The sequence below is a fragment of the Embleya sp. NBC_00896 genome (genome assembly GCF_045207785.1).
In the GTDB taxonomy this organism is placed as follows: domain Bacteria; phylum Actinomycetota; class Actinomycetes; order Streptomycetales; family Streptomycetaceae; genus Embleya.
Genome location: NZ_CP108777.1, coordinates 1,255,881 through 1,280,410, shown reverse-complemented (window position 1 = coordinate 1,280,410; position 24,530 = coordinate 1,255,881). Strand labels below are relative to the sequence as shown.

General features: G+C 70.7%; 19 protein-coding genes. 10 read left to right on the top strand and 9 right to left on the bottom strand.

Features of this window, described 5'->3' with window-relative positions; all coding sequences use genetic code 11:
• Nucleotides 1-62: 62 nt before the first annotated feature.
• Nucleotides 63-467 (top strand): DUF6924 domain-containing protein, encoded by a 405-nt coding sequence (locus OG928_RS38945; RefSeq protein ID WP_406291585.1) that lies wholly within the window; start codon nucleotides 63-65, stop codon nucleotides 465-467.
• Nucleotides 468-580: 113 nt separating this feature from the next.
• Here the strand turns inward: OG928_RS38945 and OG928_RS38940 are convergent, their stop codons facing one another.
• Nucleotides 581-1,801, bottom strand: a complete 1,221-nt coding sequence (locus OG928_RS38940; RefSeq protein ID WP_331766723.1) for an MFS transporter — start codon at nucleotides 1,799-1,801, stop codon at nucleotides 581-583.
• Between the two features lie 65 nt (nucleotides 1,802-1,866).
• Here OG928_RS38940 and OG928_RS38935 point away from each other — a divergent pair, with 65 nt between their 5' ends.
• A complete protein-coding gene (locus tag OG928_RS38935; RefSeq protein WP_331766722.1) occupies nucleotides 1,867-2,265 on the top strand; it encodes a MerR family transcriptional regulator in 399 nt (132 codons plus the stop codon).
• A 106-nt stretch (nucleotides 2,266-2,371) separates the two neighbouring features.
• Here the strand turns inward: OG928_RS38935 and OG928_RS38930 are convergent, their stop codons facing one another.
• A complete protein-coding gene (locus tag OG928_RS38930) occupies nucleotides 2,372-2,878 on the bottom strand; it encodes a DinB family protein (RefSeq protein WP_331766721.1) in 507 nt (168 codons plus the stop codon).
• A 510-nt stretch (nucleotides 2,879-3,388) separates the two neighbouring features.
• Here OG928_RS38930 and OG928_RS38925 point away from each other — a divergent pair.
• Nucleotides 3,389-3,877, top strand: a complete 489-nt coding sequence (locus OG928_RS38925) for a GNAT family N-acetyltransferase (protein ID WP_331766720.1) — start codon at nucleotides 3,389-3,391, stop codon at nucleotides 3,875-3,877.
• A gap of 77 nt (nucleotides 3,878-3,954) precedes the next feature.
• On the opposite strand, the gene OG928_RS38920 is transcribed toward OG928_RS38925, so the two are convergent.
• On the bottom strand, nucleotides 3,955-4,485 hold the full coding sequence (locus OG928_RS38920) for a hypothetical protein (RefSeq protein ID WP_331766719.1): 531 nt from the start codon (nucleotides 4,483-4,485) through the stop codon (nucleotides 3,955-3,957).
• A 377-nt stretch (nucleotides 4,486-4,862) separates the two neighbouring features.
• On the opposite strand from OG928_RS38920, the gene OG928_RS38915 reads away from it, so the two are divergent.
• Nucleotides 4,863-5,414, top strand: a complete 552-nt coding sequence (locus OG928_RS38915; RefSeq protein WP_331766718.1) for an HIT domain-containing protein — start codon at nucleotides 4,863-4,865, stop codon at nucleotides 5,412-5,414.
• A gap of 136 nt (nucleotides 5,415-5,550) precedes the next feature.
• On the opposite strand, the gene OG928_RS38910 is transcribed toward OG928_RS38915, so the two are convergent.
• Both OG928_RS38910 and OG928_RS38905 read right to left on the bottom strand, forming a co-directional pair.
• Complete coding sequence (locus tag OG928_RS38910; RefSeq protein ID WP_331766717.1) at nucleotides 5,551-6,876, bottom strand: hypothetical protein; 1,326 nt, start codon at nucleotides 6,874-6,876, stop codon at nucleotides 5,551-5,553.
• A gap of 78 nt (nucleotides 6,877-6,954) precedes the next feature.
• On the bottom strand, nucleotides 6,955-8,283 hold the full coding sequence (locus tag OG928_RS38905; RefSeq protein WP_331766716.1) for a nucleotidyl transferase AbiEii/AbiGii toxin family protein: 1,329 nt from the start codon (nucleotides 8,281-8,283) through the stop codon (nucleotides 6,955-6,957).
• Nucleotides 8,284-8,843: 560 nt separating this feature from the next.
• Here OG928_RS38905 and OG928_RS38900 point away from each other — a divergent pair.
• From OG928_RS38900 to OG928_RS38890, 3 genes are all read left to right on the top strand, one after another.
• On the top strand, nucleotides 8,844-9,740 hold the full coding sequence (locus tag OG928_RS38900; RefSeq protein WP_331766715.1) for a hypothetical protein: 897 nt from the start codon (nucleotides 8,844-8,846) through the stop codon (nucleotides 9,738-9,740).
• Nucleotides 9,741-9,970: 230 nt separating this feature from the next.
• Entirely contained in the window at nucleotides 9,971-11,032 is a 1,062-nt protein-coding gene (gene bioB, locus OG928_RS38895; RefSeq protein WP_331766714.1) for a biotin synthase BioB, read from the top strand.
• Between the two features lie 516 nt (nucleotides 11,033-11,548).
• The gene (locus OG928_RS38890; protein ID WP_331766713.1) at nucleotides 11,549-13,054 is read left to right on the top strand and encodes an IMP dehydrogenase; all 1,506 of its coding nucleotides are present in this window, start codon (nucleotides 11,549-11,551) and stop codon (nucleotides 13,052-13,054) included.
• 195 nt (nucleotides 13,055-13,249) lie between these two features.
• Here the strand turns inward: OG928_RS38890 and OG928_RS38885 are convergent, their stop codons facing one another.
• Nucleotides 13,250-13,693: a hypothetical protein gene (locus OG928_RS38885; protein ID WP_331766712.1), complete on the bottom strand. Its 444-nt coding sequence runs from the start codon at nucleotides 13,691-13,693 to the stop codon at nucleotides 13,250-13,252.
• Between the two features lie 275 nt (nucleotides 13,694-13,968).
• Nucleotides 13,969-15,447 carry an MDR family MFS transporter gene (locus tag OG928_RS38880; protein WP_331766711.1) on the bottom strand — a complete coding sequence of 493 codons (1,479 nt, stop codon included), beginning with the start codon at nucleotides 15,445-15,447 and terminating at the stop codon, nucleotides 13,969-13,971.
• A 74-nt stretch (nucleotides 15,448-15,521) separates the two neighbouring features.
• Here OG928_RS38880 and OG928_RS38875 point away from each other — a divergent pair, with 74 nt between their 5' ends.
• Both OG928_RS38875 and OG928_RS38870 read left to right on the top strand, forming a co-directional pair.
• The gene (locus OG928_RS38875; RefSeq protein ID WP_331766710.1) at nucleotides 15,522-16,163 is read left to right on the top strand and encodes a TetR/AcrR family transcriptional regulator; all 642 of its coding nucleotides are present in this window, start codon (nucleotides 15,522-15,524) and stop codon (nucleotides 16,161-16,163) included.
• A 438-nt stretch (nucleotides 16,164-16,601) separates the two neighbouring features.
• Nucleotides 16,602-17,219, top strand: a complete 618-nt coding sequence (locus tag OG928_RS38870; RefSeq protein WP_406291584.1) for a hypothetical protein — start codon at nucleotides 16,602-16,604, stop codon at nucleotides 17,217-17,219.
• Between the two features lie 106 nt (nucleotides 17,220-17,325).
• On the opposite strand, the gene OG928_RS38865 is transcribed toward OG928_RS38870, so the two are convergent.
• Nucleotides 17,326-17,898: a CGNR zinc finger domain-containing protein gene (locus OG928_RS38865; RefSeq protein ID WP_331766708.1), complete on the bottom strand. Its 573-nt coding sequence runs from the start codon at nucleotides 17,896-17,898 to the stop codon at nucleotides 17,326-17,328.
• Between the two features lie 38 nt (nucleotides 17,899-17,936).
• On the opposite strand from OG928_RS38865, the gene OG928_RS38860 reads away from it, so the two are divergent.
• Nucleotides 17,937-19,220 (top strand): MFS transporter, encoded by a 1,284-nt coding sequence (locus tag OG928_RS38860; RefSeq protein ID WP_331766707.1) that lies wholly within the window; start codon nucleotides 17,937-17,939, stop codon nucleotides 19,218-19,220.
• Here the strand turns inward: OG928_RS38860 and OG928_RS38855 are convergent.
• Nucleotides 19,208-24,490, bottom strand: coding sequence for a caspase, EACC1-associated type (locus OG928_RS38855; RefSeq protein ID WP_331766706.1), 5,283 nt, complete (start codon nucleotides 24,488-24,490; stop codon nucleotides 19,208-19,210). The genes OG928_RS38860 and OG928_RS38855 overlap by 13 nt on opposite strands.
• Nucleotides 24,491-24,530 lie beyond the last annotated feature (40 nt).

The following is a 24,530-nucleotide window of genomic DNA, read 5'->3' as shown; positions in this document are numbered from 1 at the left end:
GTGCCCATCTCCGTGTCGCAGGGTCGAAGGCACGTCCGTCTGTGAAGATGCTGCCGCAGACCATGGCAACTCCGGTGCTCCGTACCGATTTCTCGGCCTCGGAACGATGGGAGGCCGTCCGCACGGCGATCGATTCCCCGAGCATGGACGCCTATGGCTTCGTGCCGGACGTCGAGTTCGTCGACGACCCGGACTACCGAGATCTGTCGACGGAGCAGATCCTCGCGCTCGTCCCGGGATCCTGGGCTCACCCGATCCTCGTCGTGTTCGACCGGATCGCCGTTGCCTCGGCCGAGTTCCCACTGCTCGTCATCGACCTGATGGCCGAGCGCGGGCGCGAGATGCGCGTGATCGCGGCCGAGCTCTGGAGCATCGAGGCCAACCTCTCGATCTCCAACATGGACTTCCACGAATTCGCCGACGGCGCCGACGAGGACGGCGTCTTTCGCGGCTTTCCGGAGGAGTAGGGCGGGTCGCGCTTCGCGATCCACGAAAGCGGCCGGACCGTCGGCGGTGGCCGTGGCCGTGGCCGCGGCCGTGACCGTGACTTCGGCATGGGTGGGGAAGTGGCTGTGGGCGTTCATGAGTTCGTGCTTTCGCGCTTGGCGGGGAAGCCGTGTACCCGAGCGGCGATCACGACGAGCAGCACCGGGACCAGGAGCACGAGGATGGTCCACGGGAAGGACGTGGCGCCGAGGTGGTCGAGGACGAGTCCGCCGGTGACCGCGCCGCCGGCCATGGCCACGTTCCACAGGGTGACGAGCATGGCCTGCGCGGCGTCCGCCGACTCGCCGCCCGCGTCGCCGACGGCGGTTTGCAGGAGGGTGGGCGCACCGCCCCATCCGAGCCCCCACAGCGTCACCGCGACGTAGACGAGGGCCTGACTGTCCGTCGACACCGCCAGGATGGTGGCCGCGGCGGCGACCAGAAGGGTGCCGGCGATGGTGAGGGTCCGCAGCCGATGGTTGATGTGCGCGCCGACGATCCAGATGCTCAGCATGGAGGCGGCGCCGAAGACCAACAACACGACATCGGTCGAGCCGCCCATGCCGATCTCGTCGAGGAACGCGGCGATGTAGGTGTAGAGGATGGTGTGCGCCAGTACGAAGACCAGGGTGACGAAGAGAACCGGGGTCACGCCGGGGATGGTGAGGCTGCGCAGGATCGGGGTTCGGCTGTCCGCCCGCTGCCCCGGGTGGTCCGGGACGGTCGCCGTGATCCAGGCGATGACGGTGAGGGCGAGCAGGGTCATGATGCCGAACGTCACGCGCCAGCCGAGTGCTTCGCCGAGGAAGGTTCCCGCGGGTACGCCCAGCGCCAGGGCGACGGGGATGCCGGCCATGACGATCGCGATGGCCTTGCCCTGCAGGTGGACGGGTGCCATACGGCGGGCGTATCCGGCCAGGAGGGCCCAGGCGAGACCGGCGGCGACGCCTGCGACGAAGCGGGCGGTCATGGTGAGCGGGTAGTTCGACGAGATCGCGGTGACGGTGTTGGCGGCGGCGAACGCGGCCATGGCGGTCAGGAGCAGGCGCTTGCGTCGCCATCCTGCGGTGGCGGCGGAGAGTGGGATGGCGGTGAGGGCGGTTCCGACGGCGTAGATCGTGACCGACTGTCCCATCGCGGATTCGCCGACCCCGAGGCCGGCGCTCATCGAGGGGAGCAGTCCCGCGGGCAGGGTCTCGGTCAGGCTGGTGATGAACACGGCCGTGGCCAGCGCCAACAACGCTGCCAGGGGGAGCTTTTGGTCGTTGGTCGCGGTGGCCTGGGACTCGACTGGTTGTACGGTCTGGGTTCGCATGCCGAGTATGCTCGAACCATCACATTGATGTGAGGGTCAACGCGACGAGATGTGAGGCCGATCACATGCGCATCGGAGAGTTGTCGGACCGTACCGATACCCCTCGGCGGCTGCTGCGCTACTACGAGGAGCAGGGGTTGATCGTGCCCGCCCGCTCCCCGAACGGGTACCGCGACTACGACGAGTACAACGTGGATCGCGTGATGCAGATCAGGGGGCTGCTCGACGCGGGGCTGCCGACCCGGATCATCAAGCAGATCCTCCCGTGCCTCAACCAGCCGCGGATCATCCACTTCCCGGACGCGACACCGGAGATGCTCGCCACCCTGGAACACGAACGCGACCGCATGACCCAGCGCGTCGAGTGCCTGGCCCGCAACCGGGACGCCATCGCGGAGTATCTCGACGCGGTGCGCGCCAAGATGCACACGGACACCTCGGCAGAACCGGCGATGAGCGGGTGAGGTAACGGGCGACAGGTGACGGGCGACGGGTGAGGCGCGACGCGGGGTGGTTCGGCCGCGGCTCGGCGCCGGGTTGGCGAGGCTCGGAGTTCCCGCGTCCCGTCCGTCAGGGGCCGACGGTGCCGTCGATGCCTTCGCGGAGGAAGTCGGCGTGGCCGTTGTGCCGGGCGTACTCGTGGATCAGGTGCAGCATCACCAGGCGCAGGGACACGAGATCGCCCGACTTGGCGTGTACACCCGTCACATCGAGGGATTCGGCCGCGGCCTCGATCCGGCGGGCGTGCTCGACCTCCGTTCGCCAGGCGGTGAAGGCTTCCGAACGGGTGGACGCGCTCGCGTCGTAGGCCACCTGGAAGTCGCCCTTGTCCGACCATACGAGCGGGATGTCCTCGGCATTGATCACCCGGCGGAACCACGCCCGTTCCACCTCGGCCATGTGCCGGACCAGGCCGAGCAGCGACAGCGTCGAGGGCGGCATCGACTGCCGGCGCAGGTCCTCGTCGGAGAGGCCGTCGCACTTCATGGCGAGCGTCGCGCGGTGGAAGTCGAGGTAGGCGCGCATCATCTCGCGCTCATCCGCGATCAGTGGCGGGTCGATGCGTTCGGTGCTCACTGCCGAGTCCGTTCCGTGGTCGGTGGTTCGTCGGTGCGGGGGAGGGCCCGCTAGCGCTGCCAAGCGGCTTCGCAAGTTCTACCAGTGTGTCGTCGTTCCGAAACGACGGTGCGTCCGGCGGGGATCGGCGACCGGTGCGTGTGTGGTCGGTGCCGGGCCAACCACCCTCGTGGACACGGTAGTTACCTCCCGAAGCGGGCACGCGACCCCCACCCGCTCCGCTCCCCACGCAAGGTCGCGACCGCTCCTTGATATGCTCCGCGTACACGTGAGACGCGTGGCTGCCGCTGCGACAAGGGAGGTTGATGAATATGGCTCGCCCGAAGCTTCATCGGCATGCCCCAATCCGGGTCGCGCGAGCCTAGAACGCGACCCGGTCGTTCAACCGACCAGGAGTTTCGCGTGTCTTCATCCTTCTCACCTTTCTCATCCTTTTCGGCTTCCCCCTCTTCCGCGTCCGCATCCGGAAAGGGGACAGGGACCGGTATCGACCTGACCACCGAGCGCCTTGTGCTGCGGCCGTGGTCCGGCGCGGAGATCGCCGCCGTCGTCGACGACGCGCGGTCGCCGCACTGGGCCGAGGACTTCCCTGCCGAGGGTGACCGGGTCATCGCCGGCTTCATCGCCGAGGAGACGGGCGCCCCGAGCGAGTACGGCCACCGCCTGATCGTCGAGCGGGCCACCGGCCTGGTGGTCGGCAGCATCAGCCTGCTCTGGCCGCCGACCGACGGCGCCCTGGAAGTCGGCTACGGCATCGTGCCTTCGCGCCGCGGCCGTGGCTACGCCTCCGAGGCCACTCGGGCCCTCGTCGAGTACGCCCTGACCTCGCCCGAGGTACACACGGTGTACGCCGACGTGGAACTCACCAACCCGGCCTCGGTCCGCGTACTGGAGAAGGCCGGCCTGCACCGCTGGGCGGGCGACACCACCACGGCGCGCTTCCGTACGACGGCGCCGGACCCGGCCTTGGGCTCGGACTCGGACCCGTTCCGGGCGTAATCCCGTAGGGGGCGGCAGTGGCAGATACCTTGCCACTGCCGCTCGTGCCGTTGGGTGGTCCTATATCGGCCTGTGCGTCATCCGGAGTTGCGGCGGTTTCCGTTCGGCCGGATGCGCGGCGAGCGGACCGAGAGGTACACGTCCCCTCGGTCATAACCCTTGAGCGTGACCCGGAAGCCGGAGCCCCGCTGCTCCATGACGAGCGAAGGGTCGCTGCGATCGCGGAAGTCCCGCACGACGTCGAAGCCGCGGCTGCTCCAGTGCGCCGACAGCACCTCGAACGGCATCGGCAACGTCGGCGCCGTCACGCCGACGAGCTCGACCTCGTGCTCGATGACCACGTGGCCCGTCGCCCGGCGGCTCAACGATTCGTAGCACGGGTCGCTACGGGTGGCGCGCCGTATGACGGTGATGTCGGCGGGTAGCCGGGAGGCGGCTTCGGCGATCAGATCGTCGATGATGGCGTGGGCCTGTTCGGCGGTAATGGTCGACCGCAGGCCCGAGATCCGGGTCTGGATCCTGATCACCAGATCCAACGCGAGGATCGGCCACACCTTCGGGCTCACGGCGAGCCGTGCCGTCCGCGCCGACTCCCTGAGTCGCCCCATGACCCTCCCCGTCGTCCCTGTCGTCCCCGTCGCGGGAAAGGAAGAACGATCCCTGTCCGGGCCGTTCGTGACTTCGGGCCGCCGCAATCCGAAGCCGCACTGTTCAGAGTCTCACGGGCGGACGCCGAGCGGGTCGCGGAGACGGCCACCGGGTCACTCGTGCGGGTGGTCTCTACGGCCGGGACCAGGGCTCTCTCGGCGCACGGATACCGAAGCGAGGACACCGATCCGGGCCGACGTCGAGGGCTGTTCGGGCGTTATGTCCCTCCGCCGGCGGTTGTTGGTTCCGACATACATTTGCAGCTGGAAGCGTGCCCTTGTCCCCCCTGGAGGCCGTCATCCCTGGATCCCACGTGCCACAGCCCAGATCGCCCGGATTGCCCAAGTCACCTCGCCCGCACGGACCGCCCGTACCGACCGCGGCCGCGACGTGGCCCCAGCGGTTCGCCGACCACCACACCGGCGACGAATGCCCGATGTGCCACAAGGACTTCGCGGCCCCCGACATCGGCTGGGGCCTACTGGTCAAGCGCGGCGTGTACGGCAACGCCTATCTGTGGCGGTCGGGCAACGTCCGCGGTTACATCGTCGTGGTCTGGACCGGCGGCCACGTCGCCCAGCTCACCGCGCTCTCGGCGCGCGAACTGTCGGGCTTCATGGCCGAGGTCTCGGCGGCCGGCCGCGCGATCGAGGCCCACTACCGCCCGGTACCCAGGCTCAACGTGTCCCTGCTCGGCAACGACATCCCACACCTGCACGCGCACCTGATCCCCCGCCACCCCGACGCCCCGACACCGGACCGCCCACTCCCATTCGCGCACCTGGACCACGGCCCCCAGGACGAATCCCACATCCAATCCGACGCGATGGCCCTACGCGCCCTACTCACCTACACAGCCGCCTCCCACCCAGCGAACTCCGCCACCTGAACGCCGCCCGCCGAGTCGCCGGCCCCGAGCCTCCTGACGGCCCTGGGCCGGTCGGCGGCCCGGAGAACGGCGCCCCAAAGCAGACTTCTCGACGCCCGGGTGAAGTTGGTCGGCGAGGCCGACGAACGTTCTCGGGTCACTCGGGTGTGGGAGAGTCGGTCATCGCGCTTGCCGTGGCCAGGAGTTCCGGGATGGTCCCGGTGAACTCCGGGAACAGGCGCAGCGCCACGATCCACGCCTCGCTGTTCGTGCCCAGGCGGTCGTCGACGAGGGCCTTCGCCTCGGTGCGGGGTGGGCCCGATGCCCACTGGTCGGGGGAGGTGCGGTCGTTGGTGGCCGCGAGTATCGACAGGGCCAGTGCGGCCGGGCGGGCGTTGTGCAGTACGTCGGCGCCGGACAGGCTGCCGCGCACCAGAGCCTCGTGCAGCCACGGACCGTCGCCGCAGGCCTTGGCGGACAGATCGCCCGACAGCATGGAGATGAGCAACTCGCGTGGGCAGTCGGGTTGTTCGGTGAGCGTGCGGAGTAGGCCGCGGGCGAGCGCGGAGGCGTTGTGGGAGCGGATCAGGTGCGGCCAGGGCAGGGAGCCGCCGTCGTCGAGGATCCAGGTGACGCGCTTGGACTGCTCGCCGTGGATGTCCCGCAGGTAGTCCACGATGTGCTCGGGTGCCTCCTCGGTGGCGAGCCGTTCGCGAAGCACGGCCAGGCCGTCGGGGGCCGCGAGGGCGTTCGTGATCAACTCGCGGGTGGCGGCGGCGTAGTCGCTCTCGGACAACACTTGGTGGGCCTCGTCGGGACCGTACCGTTCCCACACCGCGACGATGACGCGCAGCCGTCCGGCCTCGGTATGCAGCCTGAGGCGGTTGACGATGACGCGGGCCACCTCGGGGTCGCCCGAGGCCATGCCTCCGGCGAGCCACTGGGCGCACCGGCGGAGTTCGCTGTCCCACAGGACCGCGGTCAGCGCGTCGGGCACGCGGCCTCGGGTGCCGTCGCGGCGGATGCCGGAGAGGAGGCGGGCGCGCTCCTCGACCCCGAGCCGCCGACCGGTGAACAGGCGGGCGTCCACGCGAGGGTCGTCGAGGTCGAGCAGGGCATCCACCTCACGGGCCGTCAGGTCGTCGCGTCCGGCCTGATCGACAGGATCGTTCGTCGCGGTGGGTTCGTCGGGCGAGAGGAACTCGACGAACGAGGGCGCGGCCGGCGGCGGAGTCGGGCCCGTCTTGTGTGTACCCTCGTCGTCGTCGTCGTCGTCGGTGGTGCGGGCGGCAGCGAGCGCGGCGCGCAGGGTGGCGTCGCCGGAGACCCGGATCGCCTCGGTCAGTGCCGCGGGAAGGCGCGGCATCTGCCGTAGGACCGGGGCGAGTTCGCCACCGAGACGGGCGACCAGGGCGGGTAGGACGGCGGAATCGGCCAGGGTGAACGCCGCTTTGACGATGGCCGGGTCGATGGTGTCGCTCATGCGTTTGCTTCCTGTTGTCGTGGCCCGGTCGGTGCGGCGGCGGCCGGCGGGGTTGCCGGCTCGGGGGCGGGGAGCGGATCAGACTTGCTTGCGGATCGCGGCGAGTGCCCGCTCGATCGCTTCGGGCCCGCGGCTGTAGAAGCCGCGATCGTGGGGCTTGAAGGGGCGGTGGTTCACGTACGCCGCGGCCGCCTCCTCCAGGGTGCAGCGGTCCGGGCCGACGATCTCGCGGATGATCACGATCCCCTCGGCCAGGCCGACGGTGCCGGTTTGCAGCCACTCCAGTACCGCCCCCATGCCCCCGCTCGCGGCCAGGCGTCGACCGGCCCGCACGTGTGAGGCGAGGTGGCGGACCCGCCATACGTAGCCGTCGACGGGAGGGCCGACCTCCTCGGCGAAGACCGGTTCCAGGGCCGCGACCAGGCGGGTCACCAGGGCCTCTGGCGTGCCGGTGGCGATGTCCGGGTATTCCTTGGCGAACTCCTCCCAGTCGACGTCCACCGCGGTGATGGCGCCGGGGGTGATCCGGTGCCCGGCCCAGTGGGGTTCGGCCGCCACGAGCGTCTCGTGCAACACCTGGGCGCGGAGCGGGGTCGCCTCGGCCAGTAGGACGGCGTCGTAGAGGTCCTTGCCCTGGGGGTAGGAGTCGGAGAGCAGCCACAGGAGCTTCCACGCCAGCGACTGCTCGGGAGTCGCGCCCAGGATCCGGTGCGCCGTCGGTCCGTCCCAGCGGGGTACGTCGGTGAACTCGGGTGGGGAGGGCAGCGTTTCGTTGAACACGAAGTCGAGCTGGACGGTGCCCGACGGCAGTCCGTCCGCCTGCCACGGCAGGATCATGCGGCGGCCGGGCACCCGGTCGTATGTCCAGATCTCGTCGCTGATCGCGCCCGCCGCGTCGATCCGCACGTCTCCGGCCGCGCGTGACAGGGCGTCGGCGCCGCGCGCGATGGCCTCGAACAGTCGCTCCGTACGCGGCTCGTCCATCTCCCACGTCGCCGGGGTGACGACGAAGTCGAGGTCGCCCGGTTCGCGCGCGGCCGAGCCGTACCAGGCCTGAAGCAGCACGCTGCCGCGCAGGACGAGGTGTCCGGCCCACCGGGACGTGGCGACGGCCGCGAGTACGTGGTCGACCGCGTGCCGACGGGCCGAGTGCCAGCGCTGGGCGACATCGGGGGTCACGAACTGCGGCTCACCGGCCCGCATCGCGCTGCCGTATTGCTTCAAAGCCGGTTCGAAGACCGGCCGTTGCACCACACCCTCGCCGACGATGGCTGTGAGTGAACGCGGATACCCACGCACCGAGCGGGTCTGCTCGTCCAGCGGCCCCTGCGGGACCACGGAGTCGTCGGTCCACGGCCCCCACCCGAACTGCTGCCATGTCGTTGTCACTTGGTCGTCGGCGGTCATGCGGCGCCCTCCTGTCCGTCGATCCGGCTGTGGTGCGTCGTCGCGTTGTGGTTCCGGTGCGGCACGGGCTCACGCCCGCTTGCCCGTGTGGCCGGGTGCCTGCGCGCCCGGGTAGGCACGGCATCCCCTTCGAGCCACGACCGCATCCGGCTTCGCCATGCGCCCCCTCCCGGGGACATCCAGTGCCGGCGCCCCCGAGTCCGCCATAGGTGTATCGAACCGGCCGGCGACACGTACCAGGGATCGGGACGTGGATTCGGCACTGTCGGGCACAGGCTGATGATCTCAGGTCGCCCCGCCATCGACGCAAAGGAGTATTCCGAGGGGGCCGTCAGAGCCCCGTGGATCTTCCCAACCGGTCGGTCGTGGCCGGCGGCACCGGGGATCCGATGCGCAGGCGTCGGGCAGGTCGCAGGCGTCAGGGCGCCCCCTGTGGCGTCGATCGTCCGGCGTCCAGGTACCCCGCGCCGCAGTCGCCGGAGTGGGGGCGGCAGGATGTCCGTGCGTCATTTGCGCAGTTGCCGTAGCGGCCGTAGCCGCCGTAGCCAGGATGAGGAACGTTGTCCTTCCAGCCACCACCGGGCCCCGACCAGCCTTCGCCCTACGGCAACAATCCCGTTCCGCCGCCGCCCCCGTCGTACGGTGCCCAGCCCTATGGGCAGCCGCCGTACGGCTCCCGGCCCTACGAGGCTCCGGGGCAGGGCCAATGGGCGTACGGGTCGCCGCAGGGATACGGCGGCCCGCCGCCGCCCGGACGCCGCCCGCGGACGGGGTTGATCGCCGCAGCCGTGGTCGGGACCCTGGCGGTGGTCGGCGTCGTCGTGTTGGCCGCGACCGGCGTGCTGTTCTCCGACGACGACAAGGACACGACGGCCGGCCCCACCACGTCCGCCTCGGCCTCCGCCACGGCCTCGCGCGGGCCGACCTCGCCGCCGGAGTCCACGGCCGCCGCGCCGCCGGTGCCGCCGTCCCGGCCCGCGCCCGAGTCGTCGGGGCCCCGGCGGACGATCGATACCCCCGACCGGGTGGGCGGTCTCGAGCGCCTCAGCGATGACGTCTACGCCCCGCAGGTGTCGATCCGCGAGAAGGCGGCGCGGGGCGCGAAGGTCGCCGCGTACGGCAAGCCCGGCGAGAAGTCCGCGACCGTGCTGGTCATGGTCATGGCGAACCCCACGCCGTGGATGGAGCCGACGCGGGTGATGGACCAGTTCATCGGCGGGATGCAGGACGGCGCCGAGGGCAGCTCGTCGGCGGACATGGGGGCCGTTCGCGAGATGGACGCCGGAGCGCTGGGCGGCGTCATGCGCTGCACCGCCATTTCGACGGCCGGCAAGTCCCTGCCGACGTGCGTGTGGATCGACCGGGACAGCTTGGGCATCGTGTACGGAATCACCCAGAAGGACCTGGACGGCACGGCGGCGCTGACCTTGCGCGTGCGCCCCGACCTGGAGAAGTGACGGCTCTACCTGGAGAAGTGACGACCCGAACGGAACTCGCGGGCTCGGCGGCGGCCGGCGGTGGTGTCGCCCTCCACCGAGCCCGGCCGACCAACCGCCTCGCCGCCCGATCGCCCGCCCATAACATCCCGTGCCGCTTCCGCTTCGTAGGGTCCGGAACAAACGCGCGCGTGTGATCTTGTGGGAGGTCGCGGTGGTACGTGTTCTCGCAGTCGGTGAGGCTGTTGGGCATGACGACACTGTTGGATGGTTTGGTGAACAAGGCGCTCCGTCGCGAAACCCCCTCCCGTCAGGAGGCGTTGGCGATCCTGACGGGCGAAGACGAACTGCTGGACGTGGTCACCGCAGGCTCTCGGGTACGCCGGCACTTCTTCGGTCGCCGAGTGAAGCTGAACACCATCATCAACATGAAGAGCGGCCTGTGCCCGGAGGACTGCTCGTACTGCTCGCAACGCCTGGGCTCGGACGCGGAGATCCTCAAGTACTCCTGGATCACCCCGGAGGAGGCCGCGACCACCGCTGATCAGGCGGTCCGTGCGGGCGCAAAGCGGGTCTGCCTGGTGGCGAGCGGCCGAGGCCCGGGAAACCGGGACATCACCCGGATCGAGGACACGATCTCGGCGGTCAAGGCCGGGAACCCGGACGTCGAGGTCTGCGTATGCCTGGGCCTGCTCACCGACGGCCAGGCCGAACGGCTCGCCGAGGCCGGCGCGCACGCGTACAGCCACAACCTCAACACCAGCGAGGCCCGCTACGCCGACATCTGCTCCACGCACACCTTCACCGACCGCACCGACACGCTCCGTCGCGCGACGAAGGCCGGCCTCTCGCCGTGCTCCGGGGCGATCATGGGCATGGGTGAATCGGACGAGGACATCGTCGATCTCGCCTTCGCGCTGAAGGAGTTGGACCCCGACTCGGTGCCGGTCAACTTCCTGATCCCGTTCAAGGGCACTCCGCTGGCGGACAACTGGGAGCTGACTCCGGACCGGTGCCTGCGCATCCTCGCGCTGTTCCGCTTCGTCTTCCCGGACGTGGAGGTCCGCCTGGCCGGTGGTCGGGAGATCCACCTCCGCAGTCTCCAGCCCTTGGCCCTGCACCTGGCCAACTCCATGTTCCTGGGCGACTACCTGACGAGTGAGGGCCAACCGGGCGCGGACGACCGGCAGATGATCGCCGACGCCGGCTTCGTGATCGAAGGTGCCGACGAACAGACCCTTCCCGATGCCCGCCACGACCTGGTCGCCATTCGCCGCCGAGGCGCGGGCAGCGACCGACCGGCGAACGCCTGACGCCCGTCCTGCCGGTCGACTCGTGGGCGAGGTGGGCAAGATGGGCGAGTCGGTAGCACGCCGTATCGTCCTGCCGCGCTGTCGGCGTCGAGCAAGCGGGCCCTGAACGCGGTCAGGCCGGACCCGTGTCGATCGGGTCCGGCCTGATACCCGGTGCTGCGGTCGTCGAACTCTCTTATGACAAGCGGCTTTTCGCACTTGTTCCCCCAATGCGTCGATGTGCGAGAGCGCCGTTCGCATGCGCTAGGATCGCGCAACCGTAGTCACCTTCCGCACGCACGCGGCTCCGAAGCGCTGCCTCGACCGCGAGTGCGGCCCTCGGAAACGCCCGCCGATCGAAGACCGATCCTTTGTGCTCCCCACTCGGAAACCGGAAACCGGAAACCGAGTACCGGGCATCGGCAGCCGTGTATCGGCAGCCGGGTATCGGTGGGCGCACGAGGTGCCGTGCCCTCGCCCGGAATCCGGACGCCGTCTCCGGCCCGCGCGTGTGGACAGGACGGAAGGACGCACGCCTTGAAGATCCTCTCCGAAGTCTCGCGCACGCTGGGGGAGTACCTCCTCCTCCCGAACCTGACCACCACCGATTGCACACCCGACCGGGTCGACCTCACCACCGGGCTGGTGCGTCACGCGGTCGGCACCCGCTCGCCGATCGAGATCGCGACGCCGCTGCTCAGCGCCGTCATGGAGGCGGTGTCCTCGCCGCGACTGGCGGTGGCGCTGGCGCAGTGCGGCGGATTGTCGTTCGTCCACCAGAACCAGGCGATCGACGCCCAGGCCGCGGACGTCGCCGCGGTCAAGCGCCACAAGGCGGGCTTTCGACCCGGCGAGATCCATGTCAAGCCGAACACCACGCTCGGCGAGGTCGCCCGGCTCGCCCGCGCGAGCGGCCAGGACTTCGTCGCCGTCACCGAGGACGGCACCGCGCACGGCCGCCTCCTGGGCCTGATCGGCCTGGAGGATTTCCACCCGGACCGCCACGCCGGAACCGACATGGTCACCACCCGGATGCGCCGTACCGAGGACCTGGTCACCGCGCCGGTGGGGGTCTCCCTGTCGGAGGCCAACACGGTGCTGTGGGACGCGCGCCTGGACGTACTGCCCGTCCTCACCGCCGAGGGGCGCCTGGAATCGCTGGTACTGCGCCGCGACTACGACACGCACAAGCGGTTCCGACACGAGAGCATCGACACGCACAAGCGTCTGCGGGTAGCCGCCGGGATCAACACCCGCGACCACGCCGACCGCGTCCCGGCACTGGTGGACGCGGGCGCCGACCTGCTGTGCATCGACTCCTCCGACGGATTCAGCGCGTACCAGGCGCAGACCCTGGACCACATCCGCTCCACGTACGGGGACGGTGTGTACGTCGGCGCGGGCAACGTCGTCGACGGCCGCGGTTTCGACTATCTCGCCGACGCGGGCGCCGCGTTCGTCAAGGTGGGCATCGGCGGGGGCAGTATCTGCACCACGCGCGCCCAGAAGGGCATCGGCCGCGGCCAGGCCTCCGCGATGATCGCCGTCGCCGAGGCCCGCGAAGCGTACGCGCAACGCACCGGCGTGTACGTGCCGTTGGTCTGCGACGGGGGCGTCCTGGAGGACAGCCACATGGCCGTGGCCCTGGCCATGGGCGCGGACGCGATCATGCTCGGCCGCTACTTCGTGCGCACCACGGAGAGTCCGACCCGGCGGGTACGCATCGGCGGCCAGGAGTTCAAGGAGTACTGGGGCGAGGGTTCCGCGCGAGCGCGCAACGTCGCCCGCTACGAATCCGACGCGAACGTGGACGCGGTCGCGTTCGAGGAGGGCGTCGACGGCTACGTGCCCTACGCGGGCAGCCTGTACGACACGGTCGCGATGACGGTCGCCAAGGTCAAGGCCACGATGGTCAGTTGCGGATCCACCTCCCTACCCGCGTTCCGCGACTCGGCCACGCTGGTCGTGGTGTCCGAACAGAGCTTCCGCCAAACCGGCGCCGAGGTCCTGGTCCGCGAACAGACCCATGAAATCCGAACCTGAACCGACACCACCGCTTCCTCCTGAAGCCTGTATCCCGCAGGTATAGGCACCGCGGAGGTACCCCGGGGAGAGGGCTGGGCAGGCCGCAGCGTCGGTCGGAGACTGGGCTCGGGCCGGACGGCCCGGGGGCTTCCCACGGGCGTACGCTCCCGTGGACGGGTCGTGAGCGCGCGCCCCGGATGCGCTGCCGGGTGGTCAGGCCTGGGTGGCGGTGCCGTCTTCGGCGACCCTGATGCGGGCCACGTAGTCGGTTCCGCAGTGGGGTCCGTTGGGATGGGTGGCTTCCGGGATCAGGGTGAGACGCGCGGGTGGCGGTGAATCGCCCGAGGTGGTGGTCATGCGCACCGACGCCTGGACGGGCTGTGCCGTCAAAGGGGAGACGAAGATCATCGCGGACCAGGGCGTCGCCACGCGGGTCGGGTCCAGAGAGACGGTCTTCACCTCGCATTCGCCGTCGCGACACAGCTCCACCGACATCGTTTCGACCTGCTTGAGCAAGCCCGGCGCGAGGTCGACGGAGAGGGGGACGGACGCTATCAGCGTGCACTTGGGCGCGGGATCCGACCCCGAACACGCGCCGAGCGCCGTTGCCAGGCCCATGACACCCGCGAACCGAATCCATCCACGAGCCGGTTTCACGCGCATCTCCCTTGTCTGCAAGGCTTGTTGGCGGAGTCGTCGATTGACGCGGCCCCGGGGCGGAGTCTCTCGTACGGCCGCCGCCGAGGGGAGACGGGCTCGACCCGATGTCGGGTCAACCGGTCGAGAACGCTGCCCGGATCGGCACCTCTGGGCTATGACGTTCATCCGTCGCGGTGCGTTCCATCGCTCGGCGAGCCGTCGTTCACGCTCGGACGATCCGCGACGCGTCGTCGCAACCACCGACCGGCCGGGCTCGGTTCGCCCGTCACGCCTCACGACCGGAGCGGGGCATCCGAGGGCGCGCGGCGACCGGTGCGTGCCTTGCGGCGGTGCAGCGGCAGTACCAGCGCGGGGATCACGGTGAGCGCGGTGAAGCCCAGGATCCACCAGAAGGTGTCCGCGAACGCGGCGGCGGGCGTGCCCGGGTGACGGGTGGTCCGGTCCTGGAGGATGGCCGCGAGCACGGCCGCGCCGACGGACGCGCCGATCGTCTGGACGGTGGTGATCGCGGCGGTCGCACCGGGGATCGAGGTCGGCGCCAGACCCTGGTACGCGGCGACGGAGACCGGGACCACGACGGCGGCCACGCCCATGCCCCAGACCAGGAGCGACGCGGCGAGGACGAAGTCGTCGGTGTGCGCGCCGACTTGGGTGAACGCGACGGTGCCGAGCGTGCCGACGGCGATCCCGGCCAGGACGACCGGACGGGCGCCGATCCGGTCGGTGAGGCGGCCGACCAGTGGCAGCGCGAGCATCGTACCCAGGCTCTGCGGCGCGAGCAGTAGGCCGGCCGTGAGCGCGCCGTGGCCGCGTACCTGCTGGTAGTACAGCGGCATCAGGATCATCGCGCCGAAGATCGACAGGCGGGACAGGAAGCTCAGCGCGGACGCGGCGGCGAATGCCCGATGGGCGAACAGGCGCGGGTCCAGGAGCGGGGTGGCGCTCGTGCGCAGGGCGTGCGCGACGTAGCCGACGAGCAGGGCGACGCCGCAGCCTAGCGGGAGCAGGCCGCCGGGGTCGGTGTTCAGGCGGGACAGGCCGTACACGAGGAGGGCGAGGGCGGGGGAGAGCAGGGCCAGGCCGACGAAGTCGAGGCGGGTGCTCGTCCGGTCGCCGCGGTCGTCTCGCGGCAGGCCGCGCCACGCGAGGACGAGGGCGAGCGCGCAGACCGGCACGTTGACGTGGAAGATCCAGCGCCAGCTGCCGGCCTGCACGATCGCGCCGCCGAGCAGCGGGCCGAGGATCGGCGCCACCTGGGCGGGTACCGCGACGATGCCGAGTACCCGGCCGCGCCGCTCGGGGCCGGCCGCGGTCGCCAGGATCATCATGCTCAGCGGCACGATCATGCCGCCGCCGATGCCCTGGAGGGCGCGGAAGGCGATCAGGCTGCCGAGCGACCACGCCGCGCCGCACAGGACGGAACCGAGCAGGAAGACCGTGAGCGCGAACAGCCACATCCGGCGCGCGCCGAACCGCTCGACCAGGCGGGCGGTCGGCGGGATGGTCGTCGCGATGGCCAGGAGGTAGGCGGTGCCGACCCATTGCACGGTGCCGACCGGGGCGTGGAACGAGTGGGTCAGATCGGCCAGGGCCACGGTGACCATGGTCATGTCGAGCATCGCGGTGATCGAGCCGACCACGACGACGAGCGCGAGCTTGAGCAGGGCTGGATCCAGGCGAGGGTCGGATGCGGTGGCGACATCAGCCGCACCCGAGGAGGGCGAGGAGGGCGAGAACGGTGCTGACGGCATGATTCGATACTACACCGTGTAGTGCATTTCCTGCACTGTACAGTGTAGTAAACTCGAATCCGGGGAGTCAGCCAGTGCCGAACAGTCCCACCCCGCTTCGCCAGGGCTCGCCGACCAAGCGCGCGGCCATCGTGCGCGCGGCGCTCGACGTCTTCCTGCGCGAGGGGTACGCGCGGGCGAGCGTCGACGCGATCGCCGATCTGGCCGGGGTCTCCAAGCGCACGATCTACGACTACTACGGCGGCAAGGAACGACTGTTCGTGTCGGTGGTCGACGAGACCCGGGCCGGCCAGGAGGCGGCGTTCCGCGAGCTGCTCGACCGTACGCTCGGCACTGCCGACGCGGTAGAGGACATCGGCGGCGCGCTCACCGCGTTCGGCCGGGCGTTCGCCGGCGAGATCGCGCGCTCGGCCGAACGGGCCGCCGTCCTGCGCCTGATGATCGCCGAAGCCACCCACTTCCCGGCCCTGATCGAGGTCGCGCCCGAGGCCCGGCCTGCCCAGAACGCGCTGGCCGACCGGCTGGCCGAACTCGGCGCGCGCGGACTGCTGGCGGTCCCCGACCCGAGTGAAGCCGCCGAGTTCCTGGGCCTGTTGGTGACCGGTCGGGTCAACCACCGTTCGTGGTACGGCGCCGTCACGCTCGACGATGCCGAGATCGACCGCCTCGTCGACGGCGGTGTGCGGGTGTTCCTGCGCGCCTACGGAGCCGGCTGAGCGTCGCCCGTCGCCCGTCGTCACGACGTACTCGAACGCGGCGATGCCGGCCGGCGTCGCCCGCTACCGACGCAGGACGACGGGCTTACGGGCGGTGGTCACGGCGGGCTGTTCCATGGCCCCGATCAGGGGCAACCGACGGTCGCGAACACGAGGAGTGCGCGGCATCGGGCACGGCGCGGTCGGTTCATCGGGAACCGTCATGACCGCGAACACGTCCAAGGGCCGCAGGGGAGAGCGGTCCGCGAACCCGGCGCGCGGCAGCGCGCCGCCGGTCACACCTGCCGATTCCAGGGGGGAACGTCTTACATGCGTCGTCGTCTCGCGTTGTCCGCATCCGTCGTGGTCCTGGCGGCTTCCGTCGTCGGCTGTGCCGACGACTCGCCGGACAGGAAGACCGGGAGCCCCGCCGAGAACGTCTCGCACACGGGCAAGCCCGTGGAGCAGCTCGTCGACGAGGTGAACGCCTACACGAAGGCCAACGGCTTCCGGGCCGTTTTCCGCAACACGTCGAAGCCCGGGACGATGGAAATCGTCACGACCCATGACCGGCGGACGTCGGTGAAGCAGAAGCTGGGTTCGGTGACCGTCGAAGTGATCCGCGCGAACGGACGCAAATTCACTCCGGTATCGACCTACGAAGCCAAATGGCGCGATCGCGGGGAGAAGGTCGGGATCCCGGCCGAGATCCGCGGCTGGTATGTCGTCGAGGAGGACAGGGCGGAAGACCTGGAGACAAGCGTGCCCGGGATCGAGCCGTTCATCGACCTCGAGGAGGCGAAGCCCACGCTCGGCGCCCCGACGAAGTTCCGGGGCAAGGACGTGCTGGCCATCGAGCAGAAGTCCGACTCGCAACGCGTCATCACGTATGTGGCGAAGGAGGGTCCACTGTGCCCCCTGGGTCGCCATGTCTGGAGCGCTCCGGATAACCACAAGCTGGAACTTGTCATCGAGAAGTGCGGCACCGACGTGAGCGTCGCGATACCCCCGGACTCGAAGACGCTTACCGCAGCCCAACTGAACGAACGCGTCGGCCTGCCGTCGTCCGCGAAGTGACCGCGCCGGCGGTCGGCTCGGCCGTCATCGCGGAGCCGGAGTCCCGCTGCGGCCCGCGATGTCGGCGTGCGACGAGGGCGGGTCGGCCAGGGTGCGGGTGGGTGCGTCAGTGGTGGGTGCGTCGGTGGGCGGCCACTCGTTCCCGGGTGGCGCAGCGGCGGGAGCAGTAGCGGCGGGGCCGGCCGTTGGGCTGGGGGATGTAGACGTTCGGGCAGGTGGGGGAGGCGCACAGGCCGCCCGGTGGGCGTTGGTGGGTCCAGACGAGGATGGTCAGGGCCAGGCAGGACGAGGCGAGGAACCACTCGGCCCACGGGGCGTTGTCGTCGCTGTCGAGGTGTGGGTGCCAGGGGGCCTGGCCGTCGTGTGAGGTGAGGCGGAGGGTTCCGACGCCGCGCCGGAGGAGGCGGTTCAGCATGGACGCGGCGGTGTCGACGTGGTCCGTGGCGAAGACCGCGCGCAGGAGTAGGGCGGCGGCGCGCAGGTCCTCGACGTCGTTCGCGGTCACCTCGACGGGGTCGGCCTCGCCGTGCTCGCGCAGCACGTCGGCGATCGTGTCGGGGGTCGGGGTGTCCGCGGTCAGCGCGTTGACGAGGGCGACGGTGCGTTCGGCGGTGGCCTGGACCGAGTGTCGGGTCGACCATTCGGCGTTGGAGGGCGGCATGCCGCGAATGTAACGCATCTGGTGGATGTTTGAGTTACCTGCGTAACGTCTCGGGAATGAGAGAGCGTTACGCGATGTGGTCCTATGCCGCCGGGGCTTCCGCGGCCCGCGCCGGGGACGAGATGTCGGGGCCGGCCCTGCTGCTGGTGGGGCTCGCGGTCACCGGGTCGGCCTCCGCGGCGTCGTCGGTGCTTGCGGGGATCACGGTCTCGGCGGCGCTCGGCGGCCCCTTCTTCGGCGTACTGCTCGACCGGTCGGCGAGACCGGGGCGGTTGCTGGCCGGCGCGCTCGCCGCCTACGCCTTGGCGCTCGTCGTCATCCTGGTGGGCCTGGGGCACGTCCCGGTCGCCGTCGCGGTCCTGGTCGCGGCGGGCGCCGGGCTGCTGGGGCCGGCCCTGTCCGGCGGCTGGACCTCGCAGTTGCCCCGCGTCGTCTCGCCCGCCCGCCTGCCTCGCGCCAACGCGCTCGACGCGATGACGTTCAACCTGGCGAGCCTGGTGGGGCCGGCCCTGGCAGGTGTCGTCGCGGGACTGTTCGGCGCGTCGGCCGCCGTGGTGGTCTCCGTCGCGTTGATCTGTCTCGCGCTGCCCGCGGCGCGGACGCTGCCCGCGATCCCGGAGGGGGTACGGACGGCGCCGCCCACGTCGGTCGTCGCCGACCTCGCCGCCGGGTTCCGGGGCATCGTCCGGAACCGGCTCCTTGCGCGGGCGACGACGGTCTCGGTGATCTCCTGTATGGGCCAGGGCATTCTGCTCGCGTGTAGCCCGCTGCTCGGTGAGCGGGCATTCGGCGCGGCGGGCCACGGGGTGGTCCTGCTGTCCGGTATCGCCGCCTCGGCGCTCGCGGCCAACGCGGTGCTCTCCCGCCATCCCCGCCTGCTGCGGCCGGACACCATCATCTGGTGCAGCACCGTCGTCCTCGCGATCGCCCTCCTGCTCGCGGCCGCCGACCGACCGGCGTTGCTCGTCGTCGCGATGCCGCTCGCCGGACTCGGCGAAGGCCCGCAGCTCGCCGCCCTGTTCGCGGTACGCCATCGCGAAGCCCCCGAGCAGCTGCGCGGCCGGATCTTCACCACGGGCGCGAGCCTGAAGATCACCGGATTCGGCCTCGGCGCGGGCATCGCCGGACCGATCGCCACGTGGTCGCTACCCGGAGCGCTGCTGATCGCGGCCGGGATTCAGGTGCTCGCCGCGCTGAGCTTCGCCTGGTGGTCTCGGGGCCGTCGAGGGGACGGCACGAACACGAACACGAACTCGAACACGCACGAGGACACGCACGAGAACAAGAGCACGAAGCTGTCGAACGAAGATCCGGAAGCGACTTGCGCTCAGAGTACGTAGCCGTGCCCGAGCCCGTACAGCACCCGCACCCTGGCCCGACGGCCGTACGTGCTTGGGGACTTCGCCGAAGGACGGCCCCCGAGCACCTCTGCGGCCTCAACGCGGAAGCGCGGACTGAGCCGCCCGAGTGCCGCCGCCGCGCGCCGTGTCGCGAGCGGGCTCGCGGCCGGCGAGGTCATCAACTCGCCCAACCGGCCCGCCGCTTCGTCGAGATATCGCGGCCCGAGTTCGGCCAGGGCCCGTGCCGCGCGGGTGCGGGTGTGCATGCTGCCGGCGGGGTCGGCCAGGACCGCTCTGATGACTTCGGCCGCTTCGCTGCGGAAATCCGGCCCGAGTTCGACGATGCTGCGCGCGGCCGTGATCCGATCGTGGGGCGCCGCGCTGGGCGAGGTGAGTAGGGAGCGGAACGCCTCGGTGGCCTCCGCGGTGAAGCCGAGCCCCAACTCGGCGAGCGCACGGGCGGCACCATTGCGGTCCGCGGCCCGGCTGTCGGGCGACGTGAGGGTGGCGCGCAGCATCGCGGCGGCGTCAGCGACGTATCCCTGCCCGAGGCAACCGAGGGCGCGGGCCGCGGCGTTCCGGGCGCGGGCGGTCAGGGTGGCGGATGTCCCCATGTCCCGGAGCACATCGGCGGCTTCGGCGGACCAGCCGAGGGCGGCCAACATCGCGGCGGCATCCACGCGGGCCAGGTCTTCGGTGTCGGCGGCGGCGAGGATGGCCCGGAGAGCCTCCGCGGCTTCGCGCCGGTACGCCGGTTCGAGCCGGGCCAACATGTACGCGGCCTCCACGCGCGCATTCGCGGCGCAATCGGGGTCGGCGATGACGGCCCGGATGACGCCGGTGGCTTCGGCGACGCGGAGGTGGTCCAGGGGCATCAGAAGCACAGCGGCCGAGGCCCGGTCGGCACAGCTGATGTCGGGTTCGTCGAGAAGGCCGCGGAGAGCCTCTGCGGCCTCGGCTCGATAGCGATTGCCCAGGTTGGCGAGGGCGCGTGCGGCCTCGGTGCGGTCGGCGACCGATACCTCGCGTGCGGTGAGTGTCGCGCGGTGCACGTCGGCGAGTTCGGGGACGTGGCTCGGGCTGCACTCGGCGAGGACTTCGGCGGCTTCGGTGCGATCCCGGACGGCGCAACCGACCGCGAGGATGTCGGCGTGGAGGGTGTGCACGGCTTCGGCGGTACGTTCGGGGTGGAGATGGGCCAAGGTTCTTGCGGCGATGGTGCGTTCGGGGATGGTGCTTTCCGGCGCGGCGAGGATGGCGCGGAGCGCGGTCGTGAGCTCGGGGGTATGGTCCGCGCTGATGTCGGCGTACACGTCGGCGGCGTAGCCGCGTTCCCGCGCGTCGCTGTCGACCGCGGTGAGTTGCGTGCGGAGGACGCGCACGGCCGGCTCGACGTATTCGGGCCCTGTCTCCGCCAGCATCCGTGCCATCTGGATCCGGTCATTTGCGTCGATGTGCGGCGATTCGAGCTTGGTCCGAATGGCGCGGGCGGCCTCGGCGATGTAGCTCGGGCCGAGTCGGGCCAATCCGGCGGCCGCGCGGATGTACCGGCCGGTATCACAGGAGGGGGCCATGAGGTCGGCGCGGAGGATGCTCGCGGCCTCCGGGATGAACGGGGAGCCGAGGTTCGCCAGGTGCCCGGCGGTGTCCGTGCGCACATGGGCGCTGATATCGGGCATGGCGAGATTTGCGCGGTGGATGTCGGCTGCCTCGAGGCCGTACTCCGGGCCGAGTTCGGCGATCAGCCGAGCGGCATGGTCGCGTTCGATGGCGGTGCAGTCGGGCGCGGCGAGATTCGCGCGTAGGGCCTCTGCCGCCGCGGTGATGTGACCGGGACCGAGCTCGGCCAGCTCACCGGCCGCCGTGATGCGCGAGCGGATGGGCACGTCCGGCGCTGTGACCTCGGCGCGCAGGATGTTCGCAGCCTCCTCGACGTATTCCGGACCGAACCCGGCCAGCACGCGCGCGGCGCTCCGACGCTCCGACGGATCGATCTCGGCGCCGGCGACGTTCGCGCGGACGATGCCGGCGGCTTCGGTGACGTGCTCCGGGCCGAGGTCCGCGAGCACGCCGGCGATGCGGTTGCGTTCCCCGGCGTCGGACCCGGTGAGGTTGGTCCGCAGGCCGCGTGCCGCCTCGGCGAGAAATTCCCGGCCGAGCTCGGCCAGTGCCCGGGCCGCGTTGGTGCGAACGTAGGGCCGGGTGTCGGAAGCGGTGAGACTGCCGCGTAGGAAGTCCGCGGCTTCGACGACGTACTCCGGCCCGAGTCCGGCCAATTCTTCCGCGATCCAGACGTGGTCGTCGGTGTCGGTGTCGGGCGCGGTGACGTTGGCTCGACACAGCTCCGCGGCTTCGGCGACGTACTCCGGCCCGAGTTCGGCGATCGCCTGTGTGATGAAGGAACGCCGGGTGGAGTCGATCCGGAATGTGGTCAGCAGGTCGCGCAGGGCCGACGCCGCTTCGCGGGAATTCGCCGGATCGAGGGCGGCCAACGCCTGCGCGTGGTCTCGTCGGTCGTGGAACGACCGCGGCACCGGCCGGTCCCGGAGGATGTCCGTCGCGCCGGCGGTGTACTCCGGGCCGAGCCCGGCCAACGCCTCAGCGGCGTAGAGCAGTTCGGATGCCTTGGTGTCGGGGGCGGCCAACACGGCCCGGATGGTCTCGGCGGCCTCGATGATGTGTGCCGGGCCCAGTTCGGCGAGGCGCACGGCGGCCTTGGTGCGGCTCATGGCCCAGACATCGGGGGCGGCCATGACATCCCTGAGCGTGCCGAGGACGGCATTCGGTGCGTGCACCATCAGTGCCTCCGCGATCTGGAGGCGTTGCTCGACGCTGCGATAGAGCTTGTCCATGTAGGTGGTCAACGCCTGGTGCACGGTGGGTTGTTGGATGAGCGCCGCGGCGTCGCGGCAGGCCCGCTCGACCGGAGAGCCGGTGGAGTCCGCCGCCAGGGTCCGCAGGAGTCGGGCCACGAAGGACTGGACGTGCACGTCCGAAGCGGGGATACCCAGCGCCAGCAGGGTGCCGTAGGCGCCGGTGCCGCCGTCGAGCCACTCGAGGAGTGCGTCGCCGTTGCCCTGGAGGTGTGCGTGGTGTGCCAGCACCGCGTGGGCGAACAGATCGTCGTTCAGGGCCTGGTGGAGTGTGCGGGCCCACGCGGGGTGCTCCGGATCGAAATGCGCGGGCAGTTGCTCGGCGCGTACGTTCGCGGCGATGTGTTCGGCGAAGCTGTAGTGGGTGAAGCGCAGGAAGTCGCGGTGGTGGGTGAAGACGCCGACGGTCTCCAGGACCGAGCCGACGAGCTTTTGCCACTCGGGGACGTTGCGCCGGGTCGTCCGGCATCCGTTGTCGTCTAGCCAGTCCAGGGCGATGTCGAGCAGGCCCTGCGCCGCTGATCCGGTGGTGGTGACGGCGGTCACGGCCAAGTGCTCGACGAGTTCGGCGCGGTGCTCGAACAGGAAGGCGGCGCTGTTGCGTTGGGCCGAGGGGCGCAGGGCCCAGCGCTGGAGGATCGTCTGCTGTTGGCGGTGGACCTCTTCGAGGCGGGCGTCCGCCAGGAGCGTGAAGTAGTCGGTGTAGAGCGTGAATCGGCTGCTCGGCAGTGGGGTTGCCGGGGCCTTCTGGTATACGAGGGCCGCGACGGTGGCCAGGAGCGGGACCCGGACCAGGTCGCGGACGCCGGCCGCCTCCGCCTGTCGGAGGAATCCCTCGGTGAGGGCCGGGCCGTCGACGCGGTCGCGGAACCACCGGTGCGCGAACTCGCGGAGCTGGTCGCGGTCGAAGGGTTCCAGAGTGTAGGTGCCGGTGGCCGCGTGGGTGAGTGGCGTCAACTCGTCGTTGGGCAGCGGGCGGGTGGTGACGAGCAGTCGGAAGCGGCTGTCCGGGTTCTGGGTTCGGCCCGCGAGTTCGGAGATCAGGGCGCGGCGGCGGTCCGGGTCGGTGATCTCGTCGAGGCCGTCGACGATCAGCAGGCATGTCGTGCCCTCGGGGAGCCGGTCCAGGAGGTCCTCGGGCAGGGGCTGGTCCAGTTGCGGTGCCAGTTCCTCGGACAGGATGCGGATCAGTCGGGGGACGAGCGCGCTGCGGTCGGCGGCCAGGCGCGTCGCGATGACCCGTAGGGGGAGCAGGCGGGTCGCGGCGGGATCGGTCGATGTGCCGAACTCGGTGGCGAGAGTGGCGGCGAGTTGAAGGCTGAGCGTGGACTTGCCGTGGCCGGCGCCGCCGGTGATCACCAGGTGCCGGTGCGATGCGAGGGCGTCCTCGACGGCGCGCGGAGGAGCCGGCGAGCGGGCCACCTCGTCGGGAACGAAGTGCCGGCGGCGTGGGTCGCCGGGGTCGAATTCTTCACGGGGTTCGGCCTTCGCGGGCGGCGCGCTGCGGGCTTGTTGGCGTACGTAGACCGTGGCGAGGCCGTCGACCGGTGCCTCGTACAGCCGGTAGGTGAAGTTGCGTGCCGCGTCACGCTGGGCGCGCAGGAACTCCCGGAGATCGGACGGCAGTTGTAGGACGGCGGGCAGCGTCGCGGCCGACGCGTGCCGGTTGTGGCCGAGTACGATCCGCGCGCCGTGGTCGTCGTTGCGCTGGTGTGGCTCGGGGTGGCCGAGCGCGGGCAGGACCCGGTGCAGGTGGTCGTGCACGGTCGCCAGGTCCAGGAGTGCCGGTCCGTCGGCGATGCCGTGTTCGAGGACGTCGATCAGGTGACCGGTGAAGGCGGTGTACGTCTCGCCCGGTGGCGCCGACGCCTGGCGGGTCGCGGAGGACGCGGTCAGCACGTACGTGCCCTCCACCCGGGACAGCTCCGCCAATTGCGCCTCGGCCGGACCCATCGCGCCGTCGAGGGCGCGGCCGGCGAAGCAGCAGTCGAGGAGCACGGCCTTGGCCGGGACCCGGCGCGCGCCTCGCAGCACGTTGCGAACGCTCTGGAACGGCAGGGAGGTGTAGCCGCGGTCGGGACGACAGTCGGGCAGGGACAGGAGCAGGTCCTCGTTGTCCATCGAGACCAGGCCGTGCCCGGCGTAGTACAGGAGCAGCAGGTCCGTCGCGGCGCTCGCCGCGTCGTGCAGGGCGTCGAGGACCTGGGTCTGACTTGCGGGCTGCTCGATGGTGACGCAGTTCTGCGGCGGCAGGCCCCACACCTGGGGGTCCGTCAGCAACTCCCGCAACCGGGACAGGTTCCGGGCCACCGCCGGCAGCGGATCGAGGCGGTCGAAGGTGTGCGCGCCGATCAGGACGACGCGCGAGTTCTGCGGATCGTGCAACGAACCGTTCACGATCCCGCCCTGTCCCCTCGCCCGGTCCGCTCCGGTCGAC

Excerpts from the sequence above, each read along its gene's own strand:
- OG928_RS38935 (WP_331766722.1), top strand. The coding sequence starts at position 1,867 with ATGCGCATCGGAGAGTTGTCGGACCGTACCGATACCCCTCGGCGGCTG.
- OG928_RS38865 (WP_331766708.1), bottom strand. The coding sequence starts at position 17,898 with ATGCGTTACATTCGCGGCATGCCGCCCTCCAACGCCGAATGGTCGACC.
- bioB (WP_331766714.1), top strand. The coding sequence starts at position 9,971 with ATGACGACACTGTTGGATGGTTTGGTGAACAAGGCGCTCCGTCGCGAA.
- OG928_RS38880 (WP_331766711.1), bottom strand. The coding sequence starts at position 15,447 with ATGCCGTCAGCACCGTTCTCGCCCTCCTCGCCCTCCTCGGGTGCGGCT.
- OG928_RS38905 (WP_331766716.1), bottom strand. The coding sequence starts at position 8,283 with ATGACCGCCGACGACCAAGTGACAACGACATGGCAGCAGTTCGGGTGG.
- OG928_RS38860 (WP_331766707.1), top strand. The coding sequence starts at position 17,937 with ATGAGAGAGCGTTACGCGATGTGGTCCTATGCCGCCGGGGCTTCCGCG.
- OG928_RS38920 (WP_331766719.1), bottom strand. The coding sequence starts at position 4,485 with ATGGGGCGACTCAGGGAGTCGGCGCGGACGGCACGGCTCGCCGTGAGC.
- OG928_RS38910 (WP_331766717.1), bottom strand. The coding sequence starts at position 6,876 with ATGAGCGACACCATCGACCCGGCCATCGTCAAAGCGGCGTTCACCCTG.
- OG928_RS38945 (WP_406291585.1), top strand. The coding sequence starts at position 63 with ATGGCAACTCCGGTGCTCCGTACCGATTTCTCGGCCTCGGAACGATGG.
- OG928_RS38940 (WP_331766723.1), bottom strand. The coding sequence starts at position 1,801 with ATGCGAACCCAGACCGTACAACCAGTCGAGTCCCAGGCCACCGCGACC.